General features: G+C 68.8%; 15 protein-coding genes. 10 read left to right on the forward strand and 5 right to left on the reverse strand.

Translation table 11 applies throughout. The annotated features are described in order from the left end of the window. The first annotated feature begins 58 nt into the window (after positions 1-58). The 4 genes from SACMADRAFT_RS08655 (at position 59) to SACMADRAFT_RS08670 (ending at position 4938) form a co-directional block, all read left to right on the forward strand. Entirely contained in the window at positions 59-1021 is a 963-nt protein-coding gene (locus SACMADRAFT_RS08655) for a carbamate kinase (protein WP_157617216.1), read from the forward strand. A gap of 25 nt (positions 1022-1046) precedes the next feature. Next, on the forward strand, positions 1047-2186 hold the full coding sequence (bar, locus tag SACMADRAFT_RS08660; protein ID WP_009153426.1) for a barbiturase: 1140 nt from the start codon (positions 1047-1049) through the stop codon (positions 2184-2186). Positions 2187-2272: 86 nt separating this feature from the next. Next, entirely contained in the window at positions 2273-3721 is a 1449-nt protein-coding gene (locus tag SACMADRAFT_RS08665) for an amidase (RefSeq protein ID WP_009153427.1), read from the forward strand. Then, positions 3718-4938 carry a CaiB/BaiF CoA transferase family protein gene (locus SACMADRAFT_RS08670; RefSeq protein ID WP_009153428.1) on the forward strand — a complete coding sequence of 407 codons (1221 nt, stop codon included), beginning with the start codon at positions 3718-3720 and terminating at the stop codon, positions 4936-4938. Before SACMADRAFT_RS08665 ends, SACMADRAFT_RS08670 begins: the two co-directional genes overlap by 4 nt. Positions 4939-4972: 34 nt before the next feature. On the opposite strand, the gene SACMADRAFT_RS08675 is transcribed toward SACMADRAFT_RS08670, so the two are convergent. The 3 genes from SACMADRAFT_RS08675 to SACMADRAFT_RS08685 all read right to left on the reverse strand — a co-directional run bounded on the left by SACMADRAFT_RS08675 (position 4973) and on the right by SACMADRAFT_RS08685 (position 9959). Continuing rightward, positions 4973-6628: a multicopper oxidase family protein gene (locus tag SACMADRAFT_RS08675; protein WP_009153429.1), complete on the reverse strand. Its 1656-nt coding sequence runs from the start codon at positions 6626-6628 to the stop codon at positions 4973-4975. 114 nt (positions 6629-6742) lie between these two features. Next, positions 6743-8077, reverse strand: coding sequence for a YncE family protein (locus SACMADRAFT_RS08680; RefSeq protein ID WP_040925609.1), 1335 nt, complete (start codon positions 8075-8077; stop codon positions 6743-6745). Between the two features lie 76 nt (positions 8078-8153). Beyond that, the gene (locus SACMADRAFT_RS08685) at positions 8154-9959 is read right to left on the reverse strand and encodes a bifunctional metallophosphatase/5'-nucleotidase (protein ID WP_232285562.1); all 1806 of its coding nucleotides are present in this window, start codon (positions 9957-9959) and stop codon (positions 8154-8156) included. A gap of 149 nt (positions 9960-10108) precedes the next feature. On the opposite strand from SACMADRAFT_RS08685, the gene SACMADRAFT_RS30795 reads away from it, so the two are divergent. Continuing rightward, positions 10109-11320, forward strand: coding sequence for a helix-turn-helix transcriptional regulator (locus tag SACMADRAFT_RS30795; RefSeq protein WP_009153432.1), 1212 nt, complete (start codon positions 10109-10111; stop codon positions 11318-11320). A 54-nt stretch (positions 11321-11374) separates the two neighbouring features. On the opposite strand, the gene SACMADRAFT_RS08695 is transcribed toward SACMADRAFT_RS30795, so the two are convergent. Beyond that, positions 11375-11833, reverse strand: coding sequence for an SAM-dependent methyltransferase (locus SACMADRAFT_RS08695; protein WP_009153433.1), 459 nt, complete (start codon positions 11831-11833; stop codon positions 11375-11377). 316 nt (positions 11834-12149) lie between these two features. On the opposite strand from SACMADRAFT_RS08695, the gene SACMADRAFT_RS08700 reads away from it, so the two are divergent. After that, positions 12150-12920, forward strand: a complete 771-nt coding sequence (locus SACMADRAFT_RS08700) for a GNAT family N-acetyltransferase (protein WP_009153434.1) — start codon at positions 12150-12152, stop codon at positions 12918-12920. 42 nt (positions 12921-12962) lie between these two features. On the opposite strand, the gene eat is transcribed toward SACMADRAFT_RS08700, so the two are convergent. Beyond that, complete coding sequence (gene eat / locus SACMADRAFT_RS08705) at positions 12963-14402, reverse strand: ethanolamine permease (RefSeq protein WP_009153435.1); 1440 nt, start codon at positions 14400-14402, stop codon at positions 12963-12965. A gap of 182 nt (positions 14403-14584) precedes the next feature. Here eat and SACMADRAFT_RS08710 point away from each other — a divergent pair, with 182 nt between their 5' ends. The 4 genes from SACMADRAFT_RS08710 to SACMADRAFT_RS08725 are packed head-to-tail and all read left to right on the forward strand — an operon-like array spanning position 14585 to position 18777. Continuing rightward, on the forward strand, positions 14585-15949 hold the full coding sequence (locus tag SACMADRAFT_RS08710; RefSeq protein WP_009153436.1) for a glutamine synthetase family protein: 1365 nt from the start codon (positions 14585-14587) through the stop codon (positions 15947-15949). Further along, positions 15930-16646 carry a gamma-glutamyl-gamma-aminobutyrate hydrolase family protein gene (locus tag SACMADRAFT_RS08715; RefSeq protein WP_009153437.1) on the forward strand — a complete coding sequence of 239 codons (717 nt, stop codon included), beginning with the start codon at positions 15930-15932 and terminating at the stop codon, positions 16644-16646. Before SACMADRAFT_RS08710 ends, SACMADRAFT_RS08715 begins: the two co-directional genes overlap by 20 nt. Then, positions 16643-18013: an aldehyde dehydrogenase family protein gene (locus tag SACMADRAFT_RS08720; protein WP_009153438.1), complete on the forward strand. Its 1371-nt coding sequence runs from the start codon at positions 16643-16645 to the stop codon at positions 18011-18013. The genes SACMADRAFT_RS08715 and SACMADRAFT_RS08720 overlap by 4 nt, the downstream gene beginning before the upstream one ends. Continuing rightward, positions 18010-18777 carry a 3-oxoacyl-ACP reductase gene (locus tag SACMADRAFT_RS08725; protein WP_009153439.1) on the forward strand — a complete coding sequence of 256 codons (768 nt, stop codon included), beginning with the start codon at positions 18010-18012 and terminating at the stop codon, positions 18775-18777. Before SACMADRAFT_RS08720 ends, SACMADRAFT_RS08725 begins: the two co-directional genes overlap by 4 nt. Positions 18778-18827 lie beyond the last annotated feature (50 nt).

The following is an 18827-nucleotide window of genomic DNA, read 5'->3' on the forward strand; positions in this document are numbered from 1 at the left end:
GGTTCACTGTGCGAACTTGCCAATGATCGAGGGCGACGGCGGCCCTAGTGTCGAAGCCATGCGGATCGTGATCGCTCTCGGCGGAAACGCCATGACCGCGGCCGACGGGCAGGCACGCCCGCAGGACCAGCGGGCGGCCATCACCGAGGCGGCGGAGCCGATCGCGGACCTGGTCGCCGCCGGCCACCAGCTGCTGCTCACCCACGGCAACGGGCCGCAGGTGGGCAACCTGCTGGTCAAGAACGAACTCGCCGCCGACGTGGTCGCCCCGGTGCCGCTGGATTGGTGCGGGGCACAGACGCAGGCCACCATCGGCATGCTGTTGCTGAATGCGCTGGACCGGGCGCTGTCGGTGCGCGGGCTCGGCGCGCGGACTGCCGCGCTGGTCTCGCGTACGCTCGTCGATCCCGACGACGAGGGCATGCGCACCTACAGCAAGCCCATCGGGCGTTACCTCCCGCCGGCCGAGGTCGAGAAGCTGAAGGCGCACGGGCAGCGGTTCGTCGAGGTGCCGCGACGGGGCTGGCGGCGCGTCGTCGCGTCACCGCGACCACGGCAGGTGCTGGACCTGCCCGCTGCCGAGGTGCTGCTGGAGGCAGGCTACGTCGTCGTGTGCTCCGGCGGCGGCGGGATACCCACCATGAGGGCCGGGGACGGCAGCCTGCACGGTGTGGAGGCCGTTATCGACAAGGACCTCACCGCCGCGTTGCTCGCCGAGCAGCTCGGCGCCGACGTGCTGGTGATCGCCACCGATGTGGAGGCGGTGGTGGCGGGTTGGGGAACGCGGGCCGCCACATCGATCGGCCGGGTCAGCAGCACGCGACTGCGCGAGATCGCCGAGGAACACGCCTTCGCCGCGGGGTCGATGGGCCCCAAGGTGGAAGCGGTCATCCGGTTCGTCGAGCGGGCAGGGGGCAGCGGGATCATCACCTCGCTGCACCGGTTGGCCGACGCTCTCGACGGCACGGTGGGTACCCATGTCGTTCCCGATGAGACCGGGACCGGCGCGCGTTCCGCCTGAACATCCCAGAAGGAAGGAAGCAGACATGCCACCCGCGATCGAAGTACGCAAGGTGCCGATCCACTCGGTCGCCGACGCGAGCGAGCTGGCCAAGCTGATCGACGAGCGCGTGCTTGAGGCCGACAGGGTCGTCGCCATCATCGGCAAGACCGAGGGCAACGGCGGGGTGAACGACTTCACCCGGATCATCGCCGACCGCGCCTTCCGCGAGGTGCTCGTGGAAAAGGGCACCCGGTCGATGGAGGAGGTTCGGCAGGTCCCGATCGTGTGGTCGGGCGGGACCGACGGCGTGATCAGCCCGCACGCCACGATCTTCGCCACCGTCGAGGAAGGCAAGGCCGAACCCACCGACGAACCACGGTTGACGGTCGGGTTCGCGATGAGCGAGCAGCTGCTGCCCGAGGAGATCGGCCGCCGCCCGATGATCGAGAAGGTCGCGGCCGGGGTGAAGGAAGCCATGGCCCGCGCGGGCATCACCGACCCCGCCGACGTGCACTATGTACAGACGAAGACGCCGCTGCTGACCATCGAAACGATCCGCGACGCCAAGAGCCGGGGCAAGTCGGTGTGGACCGAGCACACGCTGGAGTCGATGGACCTGTCCAACGGCACCACCGCGCTCGGCATCGCGGTGGCACTCGGCGAGATCGACATGCCCAGTGACGAGGACGTCATGCACAACCGCGACCTGTACTCCAAGGTCGCGTCGTGCTCCTCGGGCGTGGAACTGGACAGGGCGCAGATCGTGGTCGTCGGCAACGCCAGGGGCGTCGGCGGCCGGTACCGCATCGGCCACTCCGTGATGCGCGACGCGCTCGACCAGGACGGCATCTGGGACTCCGTTCGCGACGCCGGGCTCGGCCTTCCCGCGGTCCCTCACTCCCGTGACCTGGACGGTCGGCTGGTGAACGTGTTCCTCAAGTGCGAGGCCTCACCGGACGGCATGGTGCGCGGGCGGCGCAACGCGATGCTCGACGACTCCGATGTGCACTGGCACCGCCAGATCAAGGCATGCGTGGGTGGCGTCACCGCCGCGGTGACCGGTGACCCGGCTGTCTTCGTGTCCGTCTCGGCCGTCCATCAGGGTCCTTCCGGGGGTGGAACGGTGGCGGCGATCGTCGATCTCGGTGCGGAACCGACCGGTTACCGCGCTCCACGCGACTGACGACGCCGAACCACCGCGGTCGGGCCCGCCACCCACGGCGGGCCCGACCGGGCATAACTCTTCCACTGTAGACATCGAGAGAAGCCATGTCAGAAGCAGAACTGTGCCTGCGCTCGGCCACCGAGCTGGCCGCGATGTTGCGTCGGCGCGAGGTTTCGGCCAGGGAAGTGCTCGATGCGCACCTTGAGCGCATCGACGCGTTGAATCCGAAGGTGAACGCGATCGTCACCGTGGCACGCGAGCACGCGAACCGTGCGGCGCGGGCCGCGGACGAGGCGATCATGAGCGGCGGGCCGCTCGGCCCGCTGCACGGGCTCCCGGTCGCCCACAAGGACCTGACCGAGACCAAGGGCATCCGTACGACCTACGGATCGCCAGCCCGGGCGGATTACGTTCCCGACTTCGACAGCATCGTGGTGGAGCGGCTGACCTCGGCGGGAGCCGTGACGGTCGGCAAGACCAACACGCCGGAGTGGGGCACCGGGTCGCAGACGTTCAACCCGCTGTTCGGTGTCACCCGCAACCCCTACGACCTGACCAAGACCGTGGGCGGCAGCAGCGGGGGAGCGGCGGCCGCGCTGGCCGCCAGGCTGGTTCCCATCGCCGACGGCACTGACATGGGCGGGTCGCTGCGCAACCCGGCGAGTTTCTGCAACGTGGTGGGGCTGCGGCCATCCATCGGCAGGGTGCCGATGTGGCCGACCGCGGACCCGATGTTCACCCTGAGCGTGGCGGGGCCGATGGCGCGGACGGTCGCCGACGTCGCGCTGCTGATGCGGGTGCTGGCCGAACCCGACCCGCGTTCACCGCTGTCCCACCACGTTCCGGCAGCGAGGTTCGCCGACCCGCTCGAGCGTGACTTCACCGGCACCACCGTGGCGTGGAGCGACGACCTGGGTGGCCTGCCCGTCGACGAGCGAGTATTGCGGGCGATGGCCCCGGGCAGGCAGGTGCTGGGGGAACTGGGTTGCCGGGTGGTCGATCGCGACCCGGACCTCACCGGTGCCGAGGACGCGTTTCGCACCTGGCGTGCCTGGTACTACGCGCTGAGTCTCGGCGGGCTTTACCGCGAGCATCCGGAGTGGTTCGGCGAGAGCGCCGCGTGGAACATCGAGGTAGGGCAACGGGTGACGGGGGATGATCTGGCTCGCGCGCAGCAGCGACGGATCGCGCTCTACCACCGGATGCGCGAGTTCCTCGACACCCATGAGTTCCTGGTGACCCTGGTGTCGCCCGTGCCGCCCTTCGACGTCGAACTGCCCTACCCGCCCGAGGTCGCAGGGGTGGAGTCGGAGACCTACCTGGACTGGATGCGGTCGTGCTACTGGATTTCCGCTACCGGGCTGCCTGCTGCCTCGGTGCCGTGCGGGTTCACCGACGACGGCCTTCCGGTGGGCCTGCAGATCGTGGGCCGACCGGGAGACGACTTCGGCGTGCTGCAACTGGCACACGCGTTCGAGTCCGCCACCGCAACCGGTCTGCGCGCACCCGTTCCGCCTGCGGACACCGACGATTCACACGGGAGCACGCCGTGACGACGGCGACACAGCAGGCAGGGCGCGGCGCGGGCCCGCTGTCCGGCACGGTGGTGGTGGATCTTTCCCGCGCGCTCGCGGGGCCGCACGCGACGATGATGCTCGGCGACCTCGGAGCGCGCGTCATCAAGGTGGAGGCCCCCGGACGTGGCGACGACACCAGGGGCTGGGGTCCACCGTTCGTGCGGCCGGACCGCGACAGCGGCGAAGCGGGCGAGGAGTCGACATACTTCCTTTCCGCCAACCGAAACAAGGAATCGATCGCACTCGACCTCAAGAACGCCGCCGACCACGCCACGCTGCTTCGGATGATCGCGCGGGCGGACGTGCTCGTGGAGAACTTCCGAACCGGGGTGCTTGACCGGCTCGGGCTCGGCTTCACCGAGTTGCACCGGCTGAACCCGCGGCTGGTGATCCTGTCCATCACCGGGTTCGGCCACGACGGGCCGGAGGGCGGGCGAGCGGGCTATGACCAGATCGCGCAGGGCGAGGCCGGGCTGATGTCGCTGACCGGGCCCAGCCCGGACCAGCCGCAGAAGTTCGGCACTCCGATCTGTGATCTGCTCGCCGGGATGTACGGCGCTTACGGCGTGCTCGCCGCACTGCTGGAACGCGGCAACACCGGCAAGGGCAGGGTGGTCCGTACCTCACTGCTCGCCGCGGGGGTCGGGGTGCACGCCTTCCAGGCCACCCGCTGGACCGTGGCGGGCGAGGTCGGGCGGGCGCAGGGAAACCACCACCCCTCCATCGCCCCGTACGGGCTGTTCCGCTGCGCGGACGGTTCGGTGCAGATCGCCGTCGGCAGCACGGACCTGTGGACCAGGTTCTGCGCGGGGTTCGACCTCGACCCGGGCGATGGCAGGTTCGCCACCAACGCCGACCGGGTGGCCAACCACGCCGAGCTCGTCGAGATGATCGAGCAGACGTTCTCGATGTGGAAGGCGGCTGACCTGCTCGCGCGGCTGGCCGACCTTGGTATCCCCGCCGGGCGGGTGCGCACCATCGACCAGGTCTACGAGTGGGAGCAGACCCGCAGCCAGGGGCTGGTGGTGGACGTCGAGCACGACACGCTCGGCACCGTCACGCTGGCGGGACCGCCGCTGCGGTTCTTCGACACCGAGGGCGCGGAGGTCACCCGCGACCGGCATGTCGCGCCGCCGGTGCTGGACGCGGACGGCGAACACATCCGAGCCTGGCTCGACCAGCCGGCACCGTGACCCCGACGTGTCCGCGCAGTCCGACGTTGCGGCGTCAGACGACCGTGAAGGCATGCATCATGTCGTTGTCCTCGTGCTCGAGCACATGACAGTGCCAGGGGTACGCGGCGGGAGTGGGCGTCGCGTCCGGAAGGTCGAAGCGGGCGAGGAGGTCCACGGTCTCGTGTGGACCGATCGACACCGTGTCCTTCCAGCCGCCTTCGTACCCGACGGGCCGGTGTCGGCCTGCGGAGTTGTGCCGGGCCAGGATCTGGAACTGCACGAGGTGCAGGTGGATCGGATGCGCGACCGGCGCCGGGTTGCTGATCGACCAGACCTCCGTCGTAGCGGCATGGGGACGGACGAACGCCGGGTCGCTCCAGAACCCAGGACGCCAGCCGTCACCGACGCCCGGGTACGTCCCAGGCGGGACCGCAGGGTCGTGATACCACAGCAGCCACGGGTTGGCGGTCGAGGCTGGACGGTCCGGCCGTAGCCGCTGCATCAGCATGCGCCGCCGCACCCGGGCCCGTCGCGGGTCGAGCAACTCGAACCACGGATCGAGCCGCCGCGGCAACCCCGGTCTGTGCCCCAGCTGTTGGCCGACATCGAACCGCATGATCTCGCTGATCCGCGGCCCTGGTGGGTTCGACTCGGGCGCGACGTTGAGCAGGCGCACCTTCGCGCCCGCCGGCGCGGAGGAGAAGTCGACGAGGACGTCGAGTCGTTCCGCCGGGGCCAGTGCGACCGTTCGCACGCCTGCCACCGGCTTGGCCAGCAATCCCCCGTCCGTGCCGAGCACGGTGAACCTGCCATGGTCCAGGGCCAGGTGGAATGTGCGGTGCTGGGCGGCGTTGAGTAGCCGCAGGCGGTAGACCCCGCGGTCCACATCATGGCGCGGCCACGCGGTGCCGTTGACGATCGCGACGGCGCCCTGCACGTTCCCGACCCACGGGCCGGGTGGGTAAGCCAGCGTGCCGTCCTCGTGGAAGTCGCGGTCCTGGATCATCAGCGGCAATTCGTAGGGAAGCCCGGCGGGCAGGCCGAGTTCCTCCTCGAGCGGATCGCGGATCAGGTAGAAGCCGGCGAGCCCGGCGTAGGCGTTCAGCCGGGTGATCGCGGCCGCGTGATCGTGGTACCACAACGCCGGGGCGCGCTGGCTGAGCGGGTGCTGCTGGTTCGGGTAGTGGTAGTTGATCGTCTCACCGTGCAGCGACCACGCGTCGGGGAAGCCGTCGTCACCGGGTGCGACCCGCGCGCCGTGCAGGTGGGTGGCAGCCCGCGGCGTGCCCACCTGTTCCTCACCGAGCTCGCGCCCGTCGAACTCGGGGAACGTCCCGTGCCACGTCGCGGGGTCGATCGAGTCGCGGAACAGGTGCTGCCTGCCGAGCGCGTTGTGCTGGGCGATCCACAGTGGAACGTCCCGGACGGCCTCGATGGTGGGTCCTGGCCACGTCGGCCCTTCGCCGCCGTCGAAGCCCCAGATCGCAGTGTCCGACAATGCCGCGTGCACGCGCTGCCGTCCTGGGCGCATCGTCATCCGGATACCCCCGTCATGACCTGCTCGCAACGTGGGGGGTAACGCGAGTGGATCGACGAAGCGAGGCAGTCGCGCGGCGGCTGCCTCGCGAGCTGGAGCGTCGCGCAGGCTCAGCAGCATCGCCGCGGCCACGCCGGAGCCCGCGAGTAGCAGGTCGCGTCGGGTCAGCATGAGGTGCTCCGCGGGTAGTCGTGAGGTTTCCGCGTCCCTGTCATCGAGTTCCTTCCGCCGCGGTGGGCGCGGCCTGGGGTCGCAGTTCCCAGCGATCCCAGGCCGCGCGCTAGCTCAGACTTCGCCCCGCTCCGGGTGCACCATCGCCTTGCCCCTGTCGAACCAGACGTACACCGCCATGTCGGGACCGGCTCTGGTGTAGTCCTGGCTGGAGTCGGGTTCGGAGGGGCCGGGGCCGCCGCCGACCCAGACGTTCGCGGTTTCCCTCAGCTTCGTCATGTCGATGACCGAGTACGCGCGCCCTGGACGCTCGGAGACGACTCCCTCACTCCAGTCCTGGTTGAAGGTGGCGTAGTGGGAGCCGATCCGCCCGGTCGGGATGTTCTTGTGGAACGTCGGCGGGTCGTCGCCGTTCAGCTTCATCACGGTCACGAAGTTGTCGTATCGGTTGGTCACGAACGCGTACCCTTCGGCCGGACCTTTCGGGAAGAAGGCGATGTCTGCGCCCAGACCGGCGGGGATCAGCTTTTCCAGCCTGCGCTCGGCGATGTTGATGACACTGACGGCCGAGGCGTCCTGGTTGCCGATGAGGAGCCACTTCCCGTCGGGAGTGATCCGAGGGTTCAATCGCTGGAACGCCGACGCCGGGAGGTCGGTGCGGTGCTCGCCCTCGATGTCGATCTGGTCGGTCACTTCGAGCGTATTGACGTCGACGAACGTCGCGGTGTTGCTGCGGGCATCGGCGGTGGCGAGTGCCTTGTGGTCGAAGGTTTCGGCCATGTTGAACGGCCCGTCTCCCACCGTGATCGTGTCGATGACCTGGTAGGTGTCCGCGTCGATGACGGTGACGGTGTCCTCGCCGAAGTTGCTTACGAAAAGTCGTGGCCCGTTCTTGGTTCGAACGTGCTCGACGTAATTGGGCCGATCACCGACCGGGATGGTGGCCATGGTCTGCTGCGCGTTGATATTGATCACGCTGATGCTGTCACCGTCGAAGTTCGCGCTGTAGGCGATCGCGCCGTTCGGGTCGAACTCCAGGTGTCGCGCGCCCAGTCCGGTGGGGATCTCGTTGGTGAATTCGTTGGTCACCATGTCGAAGACCTTGATGGACGACGACGGCGCGAAGGCCATCACGAACGCGAAGTTGCGTCCAGGTACGGCCATGAAGTGGTGTGGCTTGGAGACGCCGTCCGACCGGTCGGAGGGCACCGCCACCTCTTTGATCAGGTCGTTCGTCTCGGCCTCCCAGACCTTGACGCTGGAGGGCCCGTTAATCGCGCCGGGCTCCGAGGACGGAGTTATCGTGTAGATCCTGGGGGCAAGGGCGAACCTGTCCGTTGCGGGGTCGAGCTCACGTTCCCCGGCAGTCCAGGCGGTGAGGGGCGCGACGAGTATCACCGCCGCCGCCGCGCGGACGAGCCAGGCGTGTGTTGCCTTCCGCCCCGGCATTCGGCGCTTTCTGGCCGCTGTTTTCATGGTGTTCCTCCATTTCCTCCCGGGTCTGGTCTGCCCGCGAGCTGGCGGTTCAGCGGAACTCGTAGTCGGTGCCGGGGAACTGCCCGAGCGAGGTTGGCGGCAAGTCGGTGGCGGTGACCCTGCCTTCCAGCCGAGGGGAGATCGGGGAGTGGATTCGCAAGTACTCACGTACCGCGTCGTGAAGCGTGAAACCGAGCGTGGTCTTGTTGCGCACACCCTTGATGCGGCACAGCACGTCCGAGGGATCGCCACCGCGCTCGCAGGCCACGACCCGGTACATCCGGTCCGGGTCGACGGGCTCACCACCGATCTTGATCGAGTTCACCCGCTCGCCGAACGGTTTGCCCGCGGTGAAGTTCACTTCCATACCGCGCATCCGCACCACCCAGCCACCGAAGCGTTCGGTCGGGTCGGAGGCGAAGACGTTGTTGAGCTCCTTTTCCAGCCATGGCCGCAGCAAGGAGCCCTGCACGTCGGCCGACTGGGCCCCGGCGTTGACGGGCAGCATGCTCCAGAGGTAGTCCTCGGTGATCCGGGCCAGGCCGCTCGGCCCCGGCACCAGCGGTGGGCAGAAGCGGAATCCGTTGGACAGCGCGACGTCCGGGCGCGCCTTCTCGAACATCGCATCGGTGATCATGTTGTCCATCGGCGTCTCGAGGATGTAGTAACGCATCAGCGGGGTCCTCGTATGGCCGATCACCTTCTCCAAGCGGGCCGCGTACGGCCCGGCCGACCTGCTGACGGTTGCCCGCATGCGCGGTTCCTCGGTGTAGCGGCGCTGCGCCACCTCCATCAGCTCGTAGCCCTGCTCCCGGACCTTGCCGTTCTCCACCACCACGTCGAGCCGACCGACGAACGACCCGAACGCGCCCGGCTCGGTGACGCGGCACTGCTCGCCCTGGATGGGGTTGCGGATACGTTCGTGGGTGTCTGCGCCGAGGATGTAGTCGACGCCGGCCATGTAGTCGTGCGAAGCCAATCCCACCTGCTGCGCGATGCCCATGTGGGTCATCGCCAGCACGAGGGCACAGCCCTCGCCCTCGCGCAGCATGCGGATGTGCTCGGCCGCGTTGTACTCGGGAAAGGTGAACTTCATGCCGACGCTGTATTCCGGGTCCTGACGGACGGGAACTCGAGGTTCGTTGAAGCCGATCACCCCGATACGCGTGCCGGCGACCTCCAACACGTGGTGGGGTCTGAAGAGGAAGTCACCCGGTTGCCCGTTCTCGTCGTGGAACATGTTGGTGCAGATGACGGGGGAGCCGTAGTCGTTGATCACCTTCAGTAGCTGGTCCTTGCCGTAGACGACCTCCCAGTTGCCGGGGAGAACGAGGTCGTAGCCCATTTCGCGCATGATCGGGGCCATCACCTCGCCCCGGCTCAGCGCCGCGTAGCCGCTGCCCTGGAAACAGTCACCGCAGTCGGCCAGCACGGTCCCGCCCGGGTTCTCCGCTCGAACCTGGTCGACGAGGCTCTTGATCCGGGCGAAACCTCCGGTCCGGCGGAAGACGGGGCGGTCGTTCTCCCAGAAGAACTCATCGTGCGTCTCGAGTTGGCCGTGGAAGTCGGCGGTCTGCAAGATCGTCAGGTGGCTCGCGGCGCCGCTGGCGACGGCCCGGCTTCGGCTCATCGCCTGCCTGGCAGCAGGTCCCTCGCCCGCGTGTGCGGCGACCACCGGGCCGAGCCCGACGGCGAGCCCCGCCGCGCCGAGCGCCTTGAGTAGGCCGCGGCGACCCATCGGGGACCCGTGGCCGTCGCCAGGCTCGCCGTCCGCCGTGGGCGCTCGGCCGGTGGGGTCGTTGCTGTCGTGCTGGTGACGCATCGCGCCGTCCTCCGCTTCTCCGGGTTCCACCACCGGTATCTCGGCGGCACAGTCGGCTCACGGTGTCGGAGTGGCGGGTCGGGTATCCATGGACGTCGTGTCCGGGTTCTCTAGACACACGTTGTCCTCGCCGCTGGACGCGGTTAGTGTTTTTGGATTTCCTCTACGGCAGAGGACGAGGTATGAGCGATCTCAGCGTCACCGACCCCGAGGTGCAGTGTCTGCGAGAGCGTGAGCGGCTACTGTGTCGTGTCCGTTACCTCGCCTCGCTGCTGGTTCTCGGCATGGCGGTGATCTTCGACCCGTTGAGCAGGGTGGGCGCCGTGGTGCTGGCCGCAGTGGCCGTCGGCCTGAGTGTCTACGACTCTCGTCGGCTCGCTCGGGTGCGCGAACTCCCCGATGTCTGTCGGTTGCGGACGGGCGGACTGCTCGCCGACGCCGCGATCGCCGGGCTGCTGTTCGTACTCTTCGCGTTCGACCCGGAAGCGATGCCGATCGCGCTGTTTCCCTTCCTGGTGTTCCGATTGGCGGTGCACTATGGCCTTTTCGGTGCATTGCTGGGGGCGCTCGTCTTCTTCGGAGTGCTGCTGCTGCGGGTGCATCTGCAGGCCAACGTGCTCGCGGAAGGCCAGCCGCGACCATCCCTGCTGCTGCTGTGGTCTTCGCTTGTGGTGCTGCTGATCGCCTTCTCGCGGGAGGTGCGCGTCCACGAGCGTGCCCGCAGGGCGGTTCTTCGCGAGCGGCGCAGGATCGCGAACGGGTTTCGCGAGACGATCGAGACGATCCTGGTGCGCTACGGCATTCCCGCGGACGCGCCGAACGCGACTGATGTGCACGCCGCGCTCCGCGAAATCTGCGAGGACGGGTCGATCTACCGACGTGCGTTGGCGAATCAGATCGCGGAGCTACTCGCGTCGACCAGTACGGACCTGGGCCTGACCCGGCGGGAGATGGAGATACTCGAACTGTTGGGCAGGGGCAGAACCTACGCGGGTATCGCGTCGGAGCTCTTCGTCACCGAGAGCACCGTTCGCAATCATGCTCACAACATCAGACGCAAGCTCGGGCTGGGCACGAAGGCGGAGCTCGTCGCGTTCGCCGCCGACTTCCTGGCACGGCGGGCCAAGCAGGCGCACCGGCTGCCGAGGCAGCGGCCTTCGCACCCGGGCAAGGGTGGTCCCGGCTGGACGGCCGAGGTGATCAGTTCGTGGCATCCCTCGCTGCCCGCGGTCGATGGATCGCCCACCGCGGTCGGCTCACCGGCGGGGCATCGACAGGCCGGCGGCGACCTCTCCCATGCCAAGGGGTCGCGCCGAATCACGGCGGCCTCCGGTGTCGCGCAGGACGATAGCCTGCGTGGTGGACCTGCGCCGGAGCAGCGGGCCACGTCGTAGCGGACAGGTCTGGCGGGCGAGCATGCCGACGCCGCCGCCGGGAGTGAGCTGTCGTCAGGAACCCTCGCGTGGTGGGAGTTGGAGTTCACGCAGCGGGTCGCCGCCGTCGATGAACAGCCGCCCGGACGGGGTGAGAGCATCGGCGATACGCCGGAGTGCGACCTTGCCTGCACGGGGATGCCGTCCGTCGAGGGCGCCGACCCGAACGGCGAAAGCCAGCTCGAACGGAGCTTCTCCTGGCAGCAGGTGAAACTCCTCCGCGGCGACCTGGCGGACGCTGAGCATGCCCGCTTCGATCTCGGCGGACGCGTTCTGCCGGGTGAGCGCGATTCCGTTGGCGGAGCGGTCGATCATCAGCACGTGGCCGCCGGTTTCCCCGCCTGTCCCGCCTACCCGCCGGGCGACGGCCTTCGCCGCGGCGCCGGGAGCGCCACCGATCTCCAGGACGCGCATCCCCGGCGCGAGTGGTAGTGCGTCGACGATCGCGGCCAGCCGCGCGGACAGTCCGCTCATACTGCCTGGCCCAGCTTGAACTTCACGGGGGACAGAGTACGCCCGGGTCCGCCGCCTGCGCGGCGGTTCACGGGCGCTACGAGCAGCCCCGTCAGCCTCCATGGTGGCGGGTCGTCGGTGGCACGCCGCTGGTCATGACGATCGCCGCTTCCTCGCCCAGCGGCGGGGCTTGTTCGATCAATCTCGGCTGGCCGGAGCGGTTGAGAAATGTCCGGTGCCATGGATTGGCGCTTTTCAACGGGCCCGAGGGGGCTTCAACGTGACCGTCACGGGTGTTCGGCGGAAAAGTGCTTGGCCGGTATCGCAGGATTGGTGGGTGCCCAGCGGATCCGAACCCACGCTCGCGACAGACCTGCAGGAGCGGGCGGCGCGTGCTCTCCCTGCCGAGCACGTCGAACGTCTTGGAGGGTGGTGGCTGCGCCACGCACCGGGCTGTGCTTGGTGGGTGGGGACGGTACTGCCCCACGGGACCGCCGACGGGCCAGGCGAACTGGCGGTCAGGGTTACCGAGGTGGAGCGGTACTACGCGGAAAGGGGATCACAAGCTCGGTTCCAGATCACCGCGGGAGTGGCTCCCGAAGGGCTTGACGAACTGCTGGCCGAACGCGGGTACCGGCGGCACGGGCTGATGTCGTTGCGGGCGGCGCCGACCTGCCGGGTGCTGGAGCGCGCCGGGTCCGGCTCGCCGTGCCTGCGAGTGCAGGAGCGGCCCACCCGTGCCTGGTTCGAGACCTGGCACGCCGTGTCCGGCACCGACACCGATCCGAGCGGCGAGTGGGCGCTGCTTCGGCGGGTGCGCTCGCTCTCCGCATACGCTTGCGCGCTCGCCGGGGACGAGGTCGTCGCGGTCGGCCGCGCGGTCGCCGACACCGGCTGGGCGGGGCTGTTCGGGATGGCCACCCGAGCGCGGGCGCGTGGCAGGGGAGCGGCACGTGGCGTGCTCGCCGCACTGGCGAGGTGGGCGGACGCGAACGGAGCCGACCACCTTTACCTGCAGGTGGAACGCGACAACGCGGCGGCCGTGCGGCTGTACGAGGGGATGGGATTCGGCGAGGTCAGTGAATACCACTACCGGGTCGCGACCTGACAGTCGGGGTCGGCCGCTGGTCTCGGCCGACCCCGACGAATGTCAGTCGCGTTCCAGTTCGGACTCCGCCTGCTTGATGGCCGCGAACTCCTCCTCCGGTGCCGCCGCGACGAGCCGGTGCCTGCTGTAGAACCAGAAGTAGGCGATCGCGGCGAGGAAGATGCACGCCGTGATGGCCGCCGCGATCTCGTCGACCACGAACGTGGCGATGACCGCCGCCACGGCGAGCACCAGCGAGACGCCTGTCGTCACGATGCCACCAGGGGTGCGGTAGGGCCGCTCCATTCCCGGCTCCTTCACCCGCAACACGATGTGGGAAAGGTTCAGCAACACGTAGGACACGGTGGCTCCGAAGACCGCGATGTTGATCAGCAGTGCGCCGTCCTGGGTGGCGGCGGCGAGGATGAACCCGACCGTGCCGGGCACGATGAGCGCCAGGTAGGGAGTCTTGCGCGCACCGGTCTTCGACAGCCACCTCGGCAGGTACCCGGCGCGGGACAGCGCGAACAGTTGCCGGGAGTAGGCGTAGATGATCGAGAAGAAGCTCGCGATCAGCCCGGCGAGACCGACGTAGTTGATGAACTGCGCGAGGAAGTTGTCCCCGCCGTAGGCGGCGCGCACGGCCTCGGGCAGCGGGTTGTCAGATGACGCGATGGCACTCGATCCTGCGGCACCGGGCGCGATCAGCAGGATCAGCGCCGCGAACACCACCAGCGCCCCCATGCCCGCGATGATGCCGCGCGGCATGTCCTTCTTCGGGTCGCGCGCTTCCTCCGCGGCCAGCGGAACGCCCTCGATGGCGAGGAAGAACCAGATGCCGTAAACGAGTGCGGCCATGGCGCCGGTGATGCCGAACGGCAGGAAACTGCTCGCGCCCGCCACGGCGTCGTCCGGCACGATGTCGAACAGGTTGTCCACGTCGAACTTCGGCACCATACCGACGACGAAGGCCACCAGCGCCACCACGGCCACCGCCGTGATCGCGAACATCAGCCGCAGTGCCTCGCCGACGCCGTAGAGATGGATGCCGATGAAGATGATGTAACAGACCAGGAACACCGGCCAGCTGTTGGTGATACCGAACAGCCCCAGTGTCTCGATGTAGCCGCCGATGAAGATCGAGATCGCGGCCGGTGCGATGGCGTACTCGATCAGGATCGCCACGCCGGTGGCGAACCCGCCGAGCGGGCCGAGTGCACGCCGGGCGAAGCCGTATCCCGCTCCGGCCACCGGCATGGCCGACGACATCTCCGCGAGGCCGAACACCATGCAGCCGTACATGAACGCCATCAGCACGGTGGCGATGAGCAGCCCACCCCAGCCGCCCTCGGCAAGGCCGAAGTTCCAGCCGGCGAAGTCACCGGAGATCACGTAGGAAACCCCGAGACCGGCCAGCAACAGCCAGCCGGCGGCGCCGCGCTTGAGTTGGCGCTGTCTCAGGTAGTTGTCGTCAACCTGGTCGTACTCGACGTGCTCGGCCACGACGCCTCCTCGGCAGAAAAGTTCAATGGATGTCGTGCCAGTCCTTTAAGTGCGCTGAGGGTCATGCACCGGATCGGCTTTGTCAAGGCCTTGACGAGCGTGCTGGTGCGGGGTACTAAGTGACCTGAATGGATCAGCACCGATCCTTTGAAAGAGCCCAGGCGCTGCGAGAGGGTGTCTCGATGAGAAACAGTCACGGCATGCTCACCCTCGACGCACTGCGCGACCTCGTGGCCGAGGGCACCGTCGACACCGTGCTGGTCGCGATGACCGACATGCAGGGCCGGTTGCAGGGCAAGCGTTGCGCCGCCGACTACTTCCTCAACGAGGTGGTCGACCACGCCACGGAGGCCTGCAACTACCTGCTGGCCGTCGACGTCGACATGAACACCGTCGACGGTTACGCCATGTCCTCCTGGGACCGCGGCTACGGCGATTTCGTGCTGCGGCCCGACCTCGCAACGCTGCGCCTGCTGCCGTGGCACGAGGGCACAGCGCTGGTGCTGTGTGACGTCGAGTGGGTGGAGGGCGGTGAGGTGGCCGTCTCGCCAAGGCAGGTGCTGCGCCGCCAACTCGACCGGCTGGCCGAACGCGGGCTCGCGGCGTACGTGGGCACCGAGCTGGAGTTCATCGTCTTCGACGATACCTACGAGCAGGCCTGGCAGCGCGGCTACCGCGAGCTCACCCCGGCCAACCAGTACAACGTGGACTACTCGATGTTGGGAACGGCCAGGGTGGAACCGCTGCTGCGCCGGATTCGAAACGCGATGGCGGGCGCCGGGATGTACGTGGAGTCGGCCAAGGGCGAGTGCAACCCCGGCCAGCACGAGATCGCGTTCCGATACACCGACGCACTGTCCACCTGCGACAACCACAGCATCTACAAGGTCGGTGCCAAGGAGATCGCCGCGCAGCAGGGCAAGAGCCTGACCTTCATGGCCAAGTACAACGAGCGTGAGGGCAACTCCTGCCACATCCACATCAGCCTGCGTTCCACCGAAGGCGAGGCCGTGCTCGCCGGGGACGACGAACACGGTTTCTCCCCGCTCATGCGGCACTTCCTGGCCGGGCAACTGGCCTGCCTGCGGGAGCTGACGTACTTCTTCGCTCCCAACATCAACTCCTACAAGCGCTACGCGCGTGGCAGCTTCGCGCCCACCTCCGTCGCGTGGGGAACCGACAACCGCACCTGCGCCCTCCGGGTCGTCGGCCACGGCGATTCGCTGCGCGTGGAGAACCGCGTACCCGGCGGCGACGTCAACCCCTACCTGGCGGTCGCCGCGCTGATCGCCGCGGGCCTGCACGGGATCGACAACGAACTGCCGCTGGAGCCGGAGAACACCGGCAACGCCTACGAATCCGACGCGCCCACCGTGCCCTCGACACTGCGCGACGCGGCGGAGTCGCTTCGGGACAGCAAGGTGGCGCGCGCCGCGTTCGGCGACGACGTGGTGGAGCACTACCTCAACGCGGCGCGGATCGAGCAGGCCGCCTTCGATGCCGCGGTCACCGACTGGGAGCGCATCCGTGGCTTCGAGCGGCTCTGACCCCGGTCCCCTCATCGGCATCTCCACCTATGTGGAGCGCGCCAGGTGGGGGGTGTGGGACACCGAGGCGGTATTGCTGCACCGTGACTACGTCGACTGCGTGCTGCGCGCGGGTGGTGTTCCGGTGCTGCTGCCCTCACTCGGTGACGGCCACGCCGCGGCGATCGGCGCCGTGTCCGGTCTCGTGCTCGCGGGAGGGGCCGATGTGGACCCCGCCCGTTACGGCGCCGAGCCCCATCCGGCCACGGTGACCCGGCCGGAGCGCGACGCCGCCGAGTTGGCCCTGCTCGGCGCGGCGCTGCAGCGTTCGGTACCGGTGCTGGCCGTGTGCAGGGGGATGGAACTGCTCAACGTGGCACTCGGCGGCACGCTCACCCAGCACCTGCCCGAGCGCATCGGGGACACCGGACACCAGCCCGCTCCCGGCGTCTACGGCACCACCGAGGTGCGGCTGGAGCCGGGCAGCCGCGTCGGCGCGATCCTGGGGGAGAGCGCCGGTTGCCGGTGCTACCACCACCAGGCCGTGGAGCGGCTGGGCACCGGGCTGCGCGCGGTCGGTTGGACGGCCGACGGCACGGTCGAGGCGATCGAGGTGCCAGGTGAACCGTTCGTGGTGGGGGTGCAGTGGCACCCCGAACAGACCGGTGACGACGTGCGCCTGTTCGCGGCGCTGGTGAAGGAGGCTGCCAACCGATGACAGCATGCCAAGTGGTCAATCCGGCCACCGCGGAAGTGATCCGCACGGTGGAGTTGACCAGCGCCGAAGCGGCCGATGCGGCCATCGAGCGGGCGAGTGCGGCAGCCCCGTCGTGGCGGGCGGTCGCTCCCGGCGACAGGGCGCGGTTGCTGCGCCGCTTCGCCGACGCCGTGGACGCCGACCTGGAGAACCTCGCCCAGTTGGAGGTGGCCAACTCCGGCCACCCCATCGGCAACGCGCGCTGGGAGGCGGGCAACGTCCGCGACGTGCTGCACTACTACGCGGCGGCACCGGAGCGGCTGATCGGCAAGCAGATCCCCGTGCCGGGCGGGGTGAACATCACCTTCGCAGAGCCGCTCGGTGTGGTCGGCGTGATCGTGCCGTGGAACTTCCCGATGCCCATCGCGGGCTGGGGCTTCGCGCCCGCGCTCGCGGCCGGGAACACCGTGGTGCTCAAGCCCGCCGAACTGACCCCGCTGACGGCGCTGCGGCTGGCGGAACTGGCGCGCGAGGCAGGCATCCCGCAGGACGTGTTCCAGGTGCTGCCGGGCAAGGGCTCTGTGGTGGGTCGGCGGTTCGTCGAGCACCCCGCCGTGCGCAAGGTGGTGTTCACCGGCTCCACCGAGGTCGGAAAGCAGATCATGGCAGGCTGCTCGCAGCAGGTGAAGCGGGTGACCCTGGAGTTGGGCGGCAAGAACGCCAACATCGTCTTCGCCGACGCCGACCTGGAACGCGCCGCGGCCACCGCTCCCTACGGGGTTTTCGACAACGCGGGCCAGGACTGCTGCGCGCGCTCCCGGATTCTGGTGCAGGCCGAGGTCTACGACCGCTTCATGGAGTTGCTCGAACCGGCGGTCAAGGGCGTGGTCGTCGGCGACCCCGGCGAGGAGAGCACCGAGATGGGGCCGCTGATCTCCGCCGAGCATCGGGCCTCGGTCGCCGCCTACCTTGACGGTGCCGCGCCGGTGGCGTTCACCGGCAGCGCGCCCGAAGGGCCGGGGTTCTGGTTCCCGCCAACCGTGGTGACGCCGCGCGATGTCACCGATCCGCTGCTCACCGAGGAGATCTTCGGCCCGATCGTGGCCGTCGTGCCGTTCTCCGACGAAGCCGAGGCGATCGCGCTGGCGAACGACACCGAGTACGGGTTGTCCGGCTCCATCTGGACCAGCGATGTCGGCCGCGCGCTGCGCGTCAGCCGCGGTGTCGAGGCGGGCAACCTCTCGGTGAACTCGCACGCGTCGGTGCGGTACTGGACGCCGTTCGGCGGCTTCAAGCAGTCCGGCCTCGGCAGGGAACTCGGCCCGGACGCGGTCGAGGCGTTCACCGAGACCAAGAACGTCTTCATCAGCACGGAGGGGAACCGATGAGCAAGCGGTTGCAGGACAGGGTCGCCGTGATCACCGGCGGCGGAAGTGGGATCGGGCTCGCGTCGGCGCGCAGGCTGGCGCAGGAGGGGGCCAAGGTCCTCATCGGCGACGTGGACATCGCCGCGGGCAAGGCGGCGGCACAGGAGGTCGGCGGCGAGTTCGTGCAGGCCGACGTCACGGTCGAGAGCGAGGTGGAGGCCATGTTCGCCGCCGCCGTCGAGCGTTTCGGCTCGGTCGACATCGCGTTCAACAACGCCGGTATCTCCCCGCCGGAGGACGACTCGATCCTCACCACCGGGCTGGACGCCTGGCGCAAGGTGCAGGAGGTGAACCTGACCTCGGTCTACCTGTGCTGCAAGCACGCCATCGGCCACATGCGCAGGCAGGGCAAGGGCTCGATCATCAACACGGCCTCGTTCGTCGCGGTGATGGGCGCGGCCACCTCGCAGATCTCCTACACCGCGTCCAAGGGCGGGGTACTGTCGATGAGCCGCGAACTGGGAGTGCAGTTCGCCCGCGAAGGCATCCGGGTCAACGCGCTGTGCCCTGGGCCGGTGAACACCCCGCTGCTGAAGGAACTGTTCGCCAAGGACCCCGAGCGCGCGGCCCGCAGGCTGGTGCACGTGCCCATGGGCCGGTTCGCCGAGCCGGAGGAGATCGCCGCCGCCGTGGCGTTCCTGGCCAGTGACGACGCCTCCTTCATCACCGCGTCGCAGTTCCTTGTCGACGGCGGCATCGCGGGCGCCTACGTGACGCCGCTGTGACCCCACGCGCCAGGGGTTCGCGCCTGGCGCGTGGCGACGCGTGCTGTGTC

Source organism: Saccharomonospora marina XMU15, from assembly GCF_000244955.1.
GTDB lineage: Bacteria > Actinomycetota > Actinomycetes > Mycobacteriales > Pseudonocardiaceae > Saccharomonospora_A > Saccharomonospora_A marina.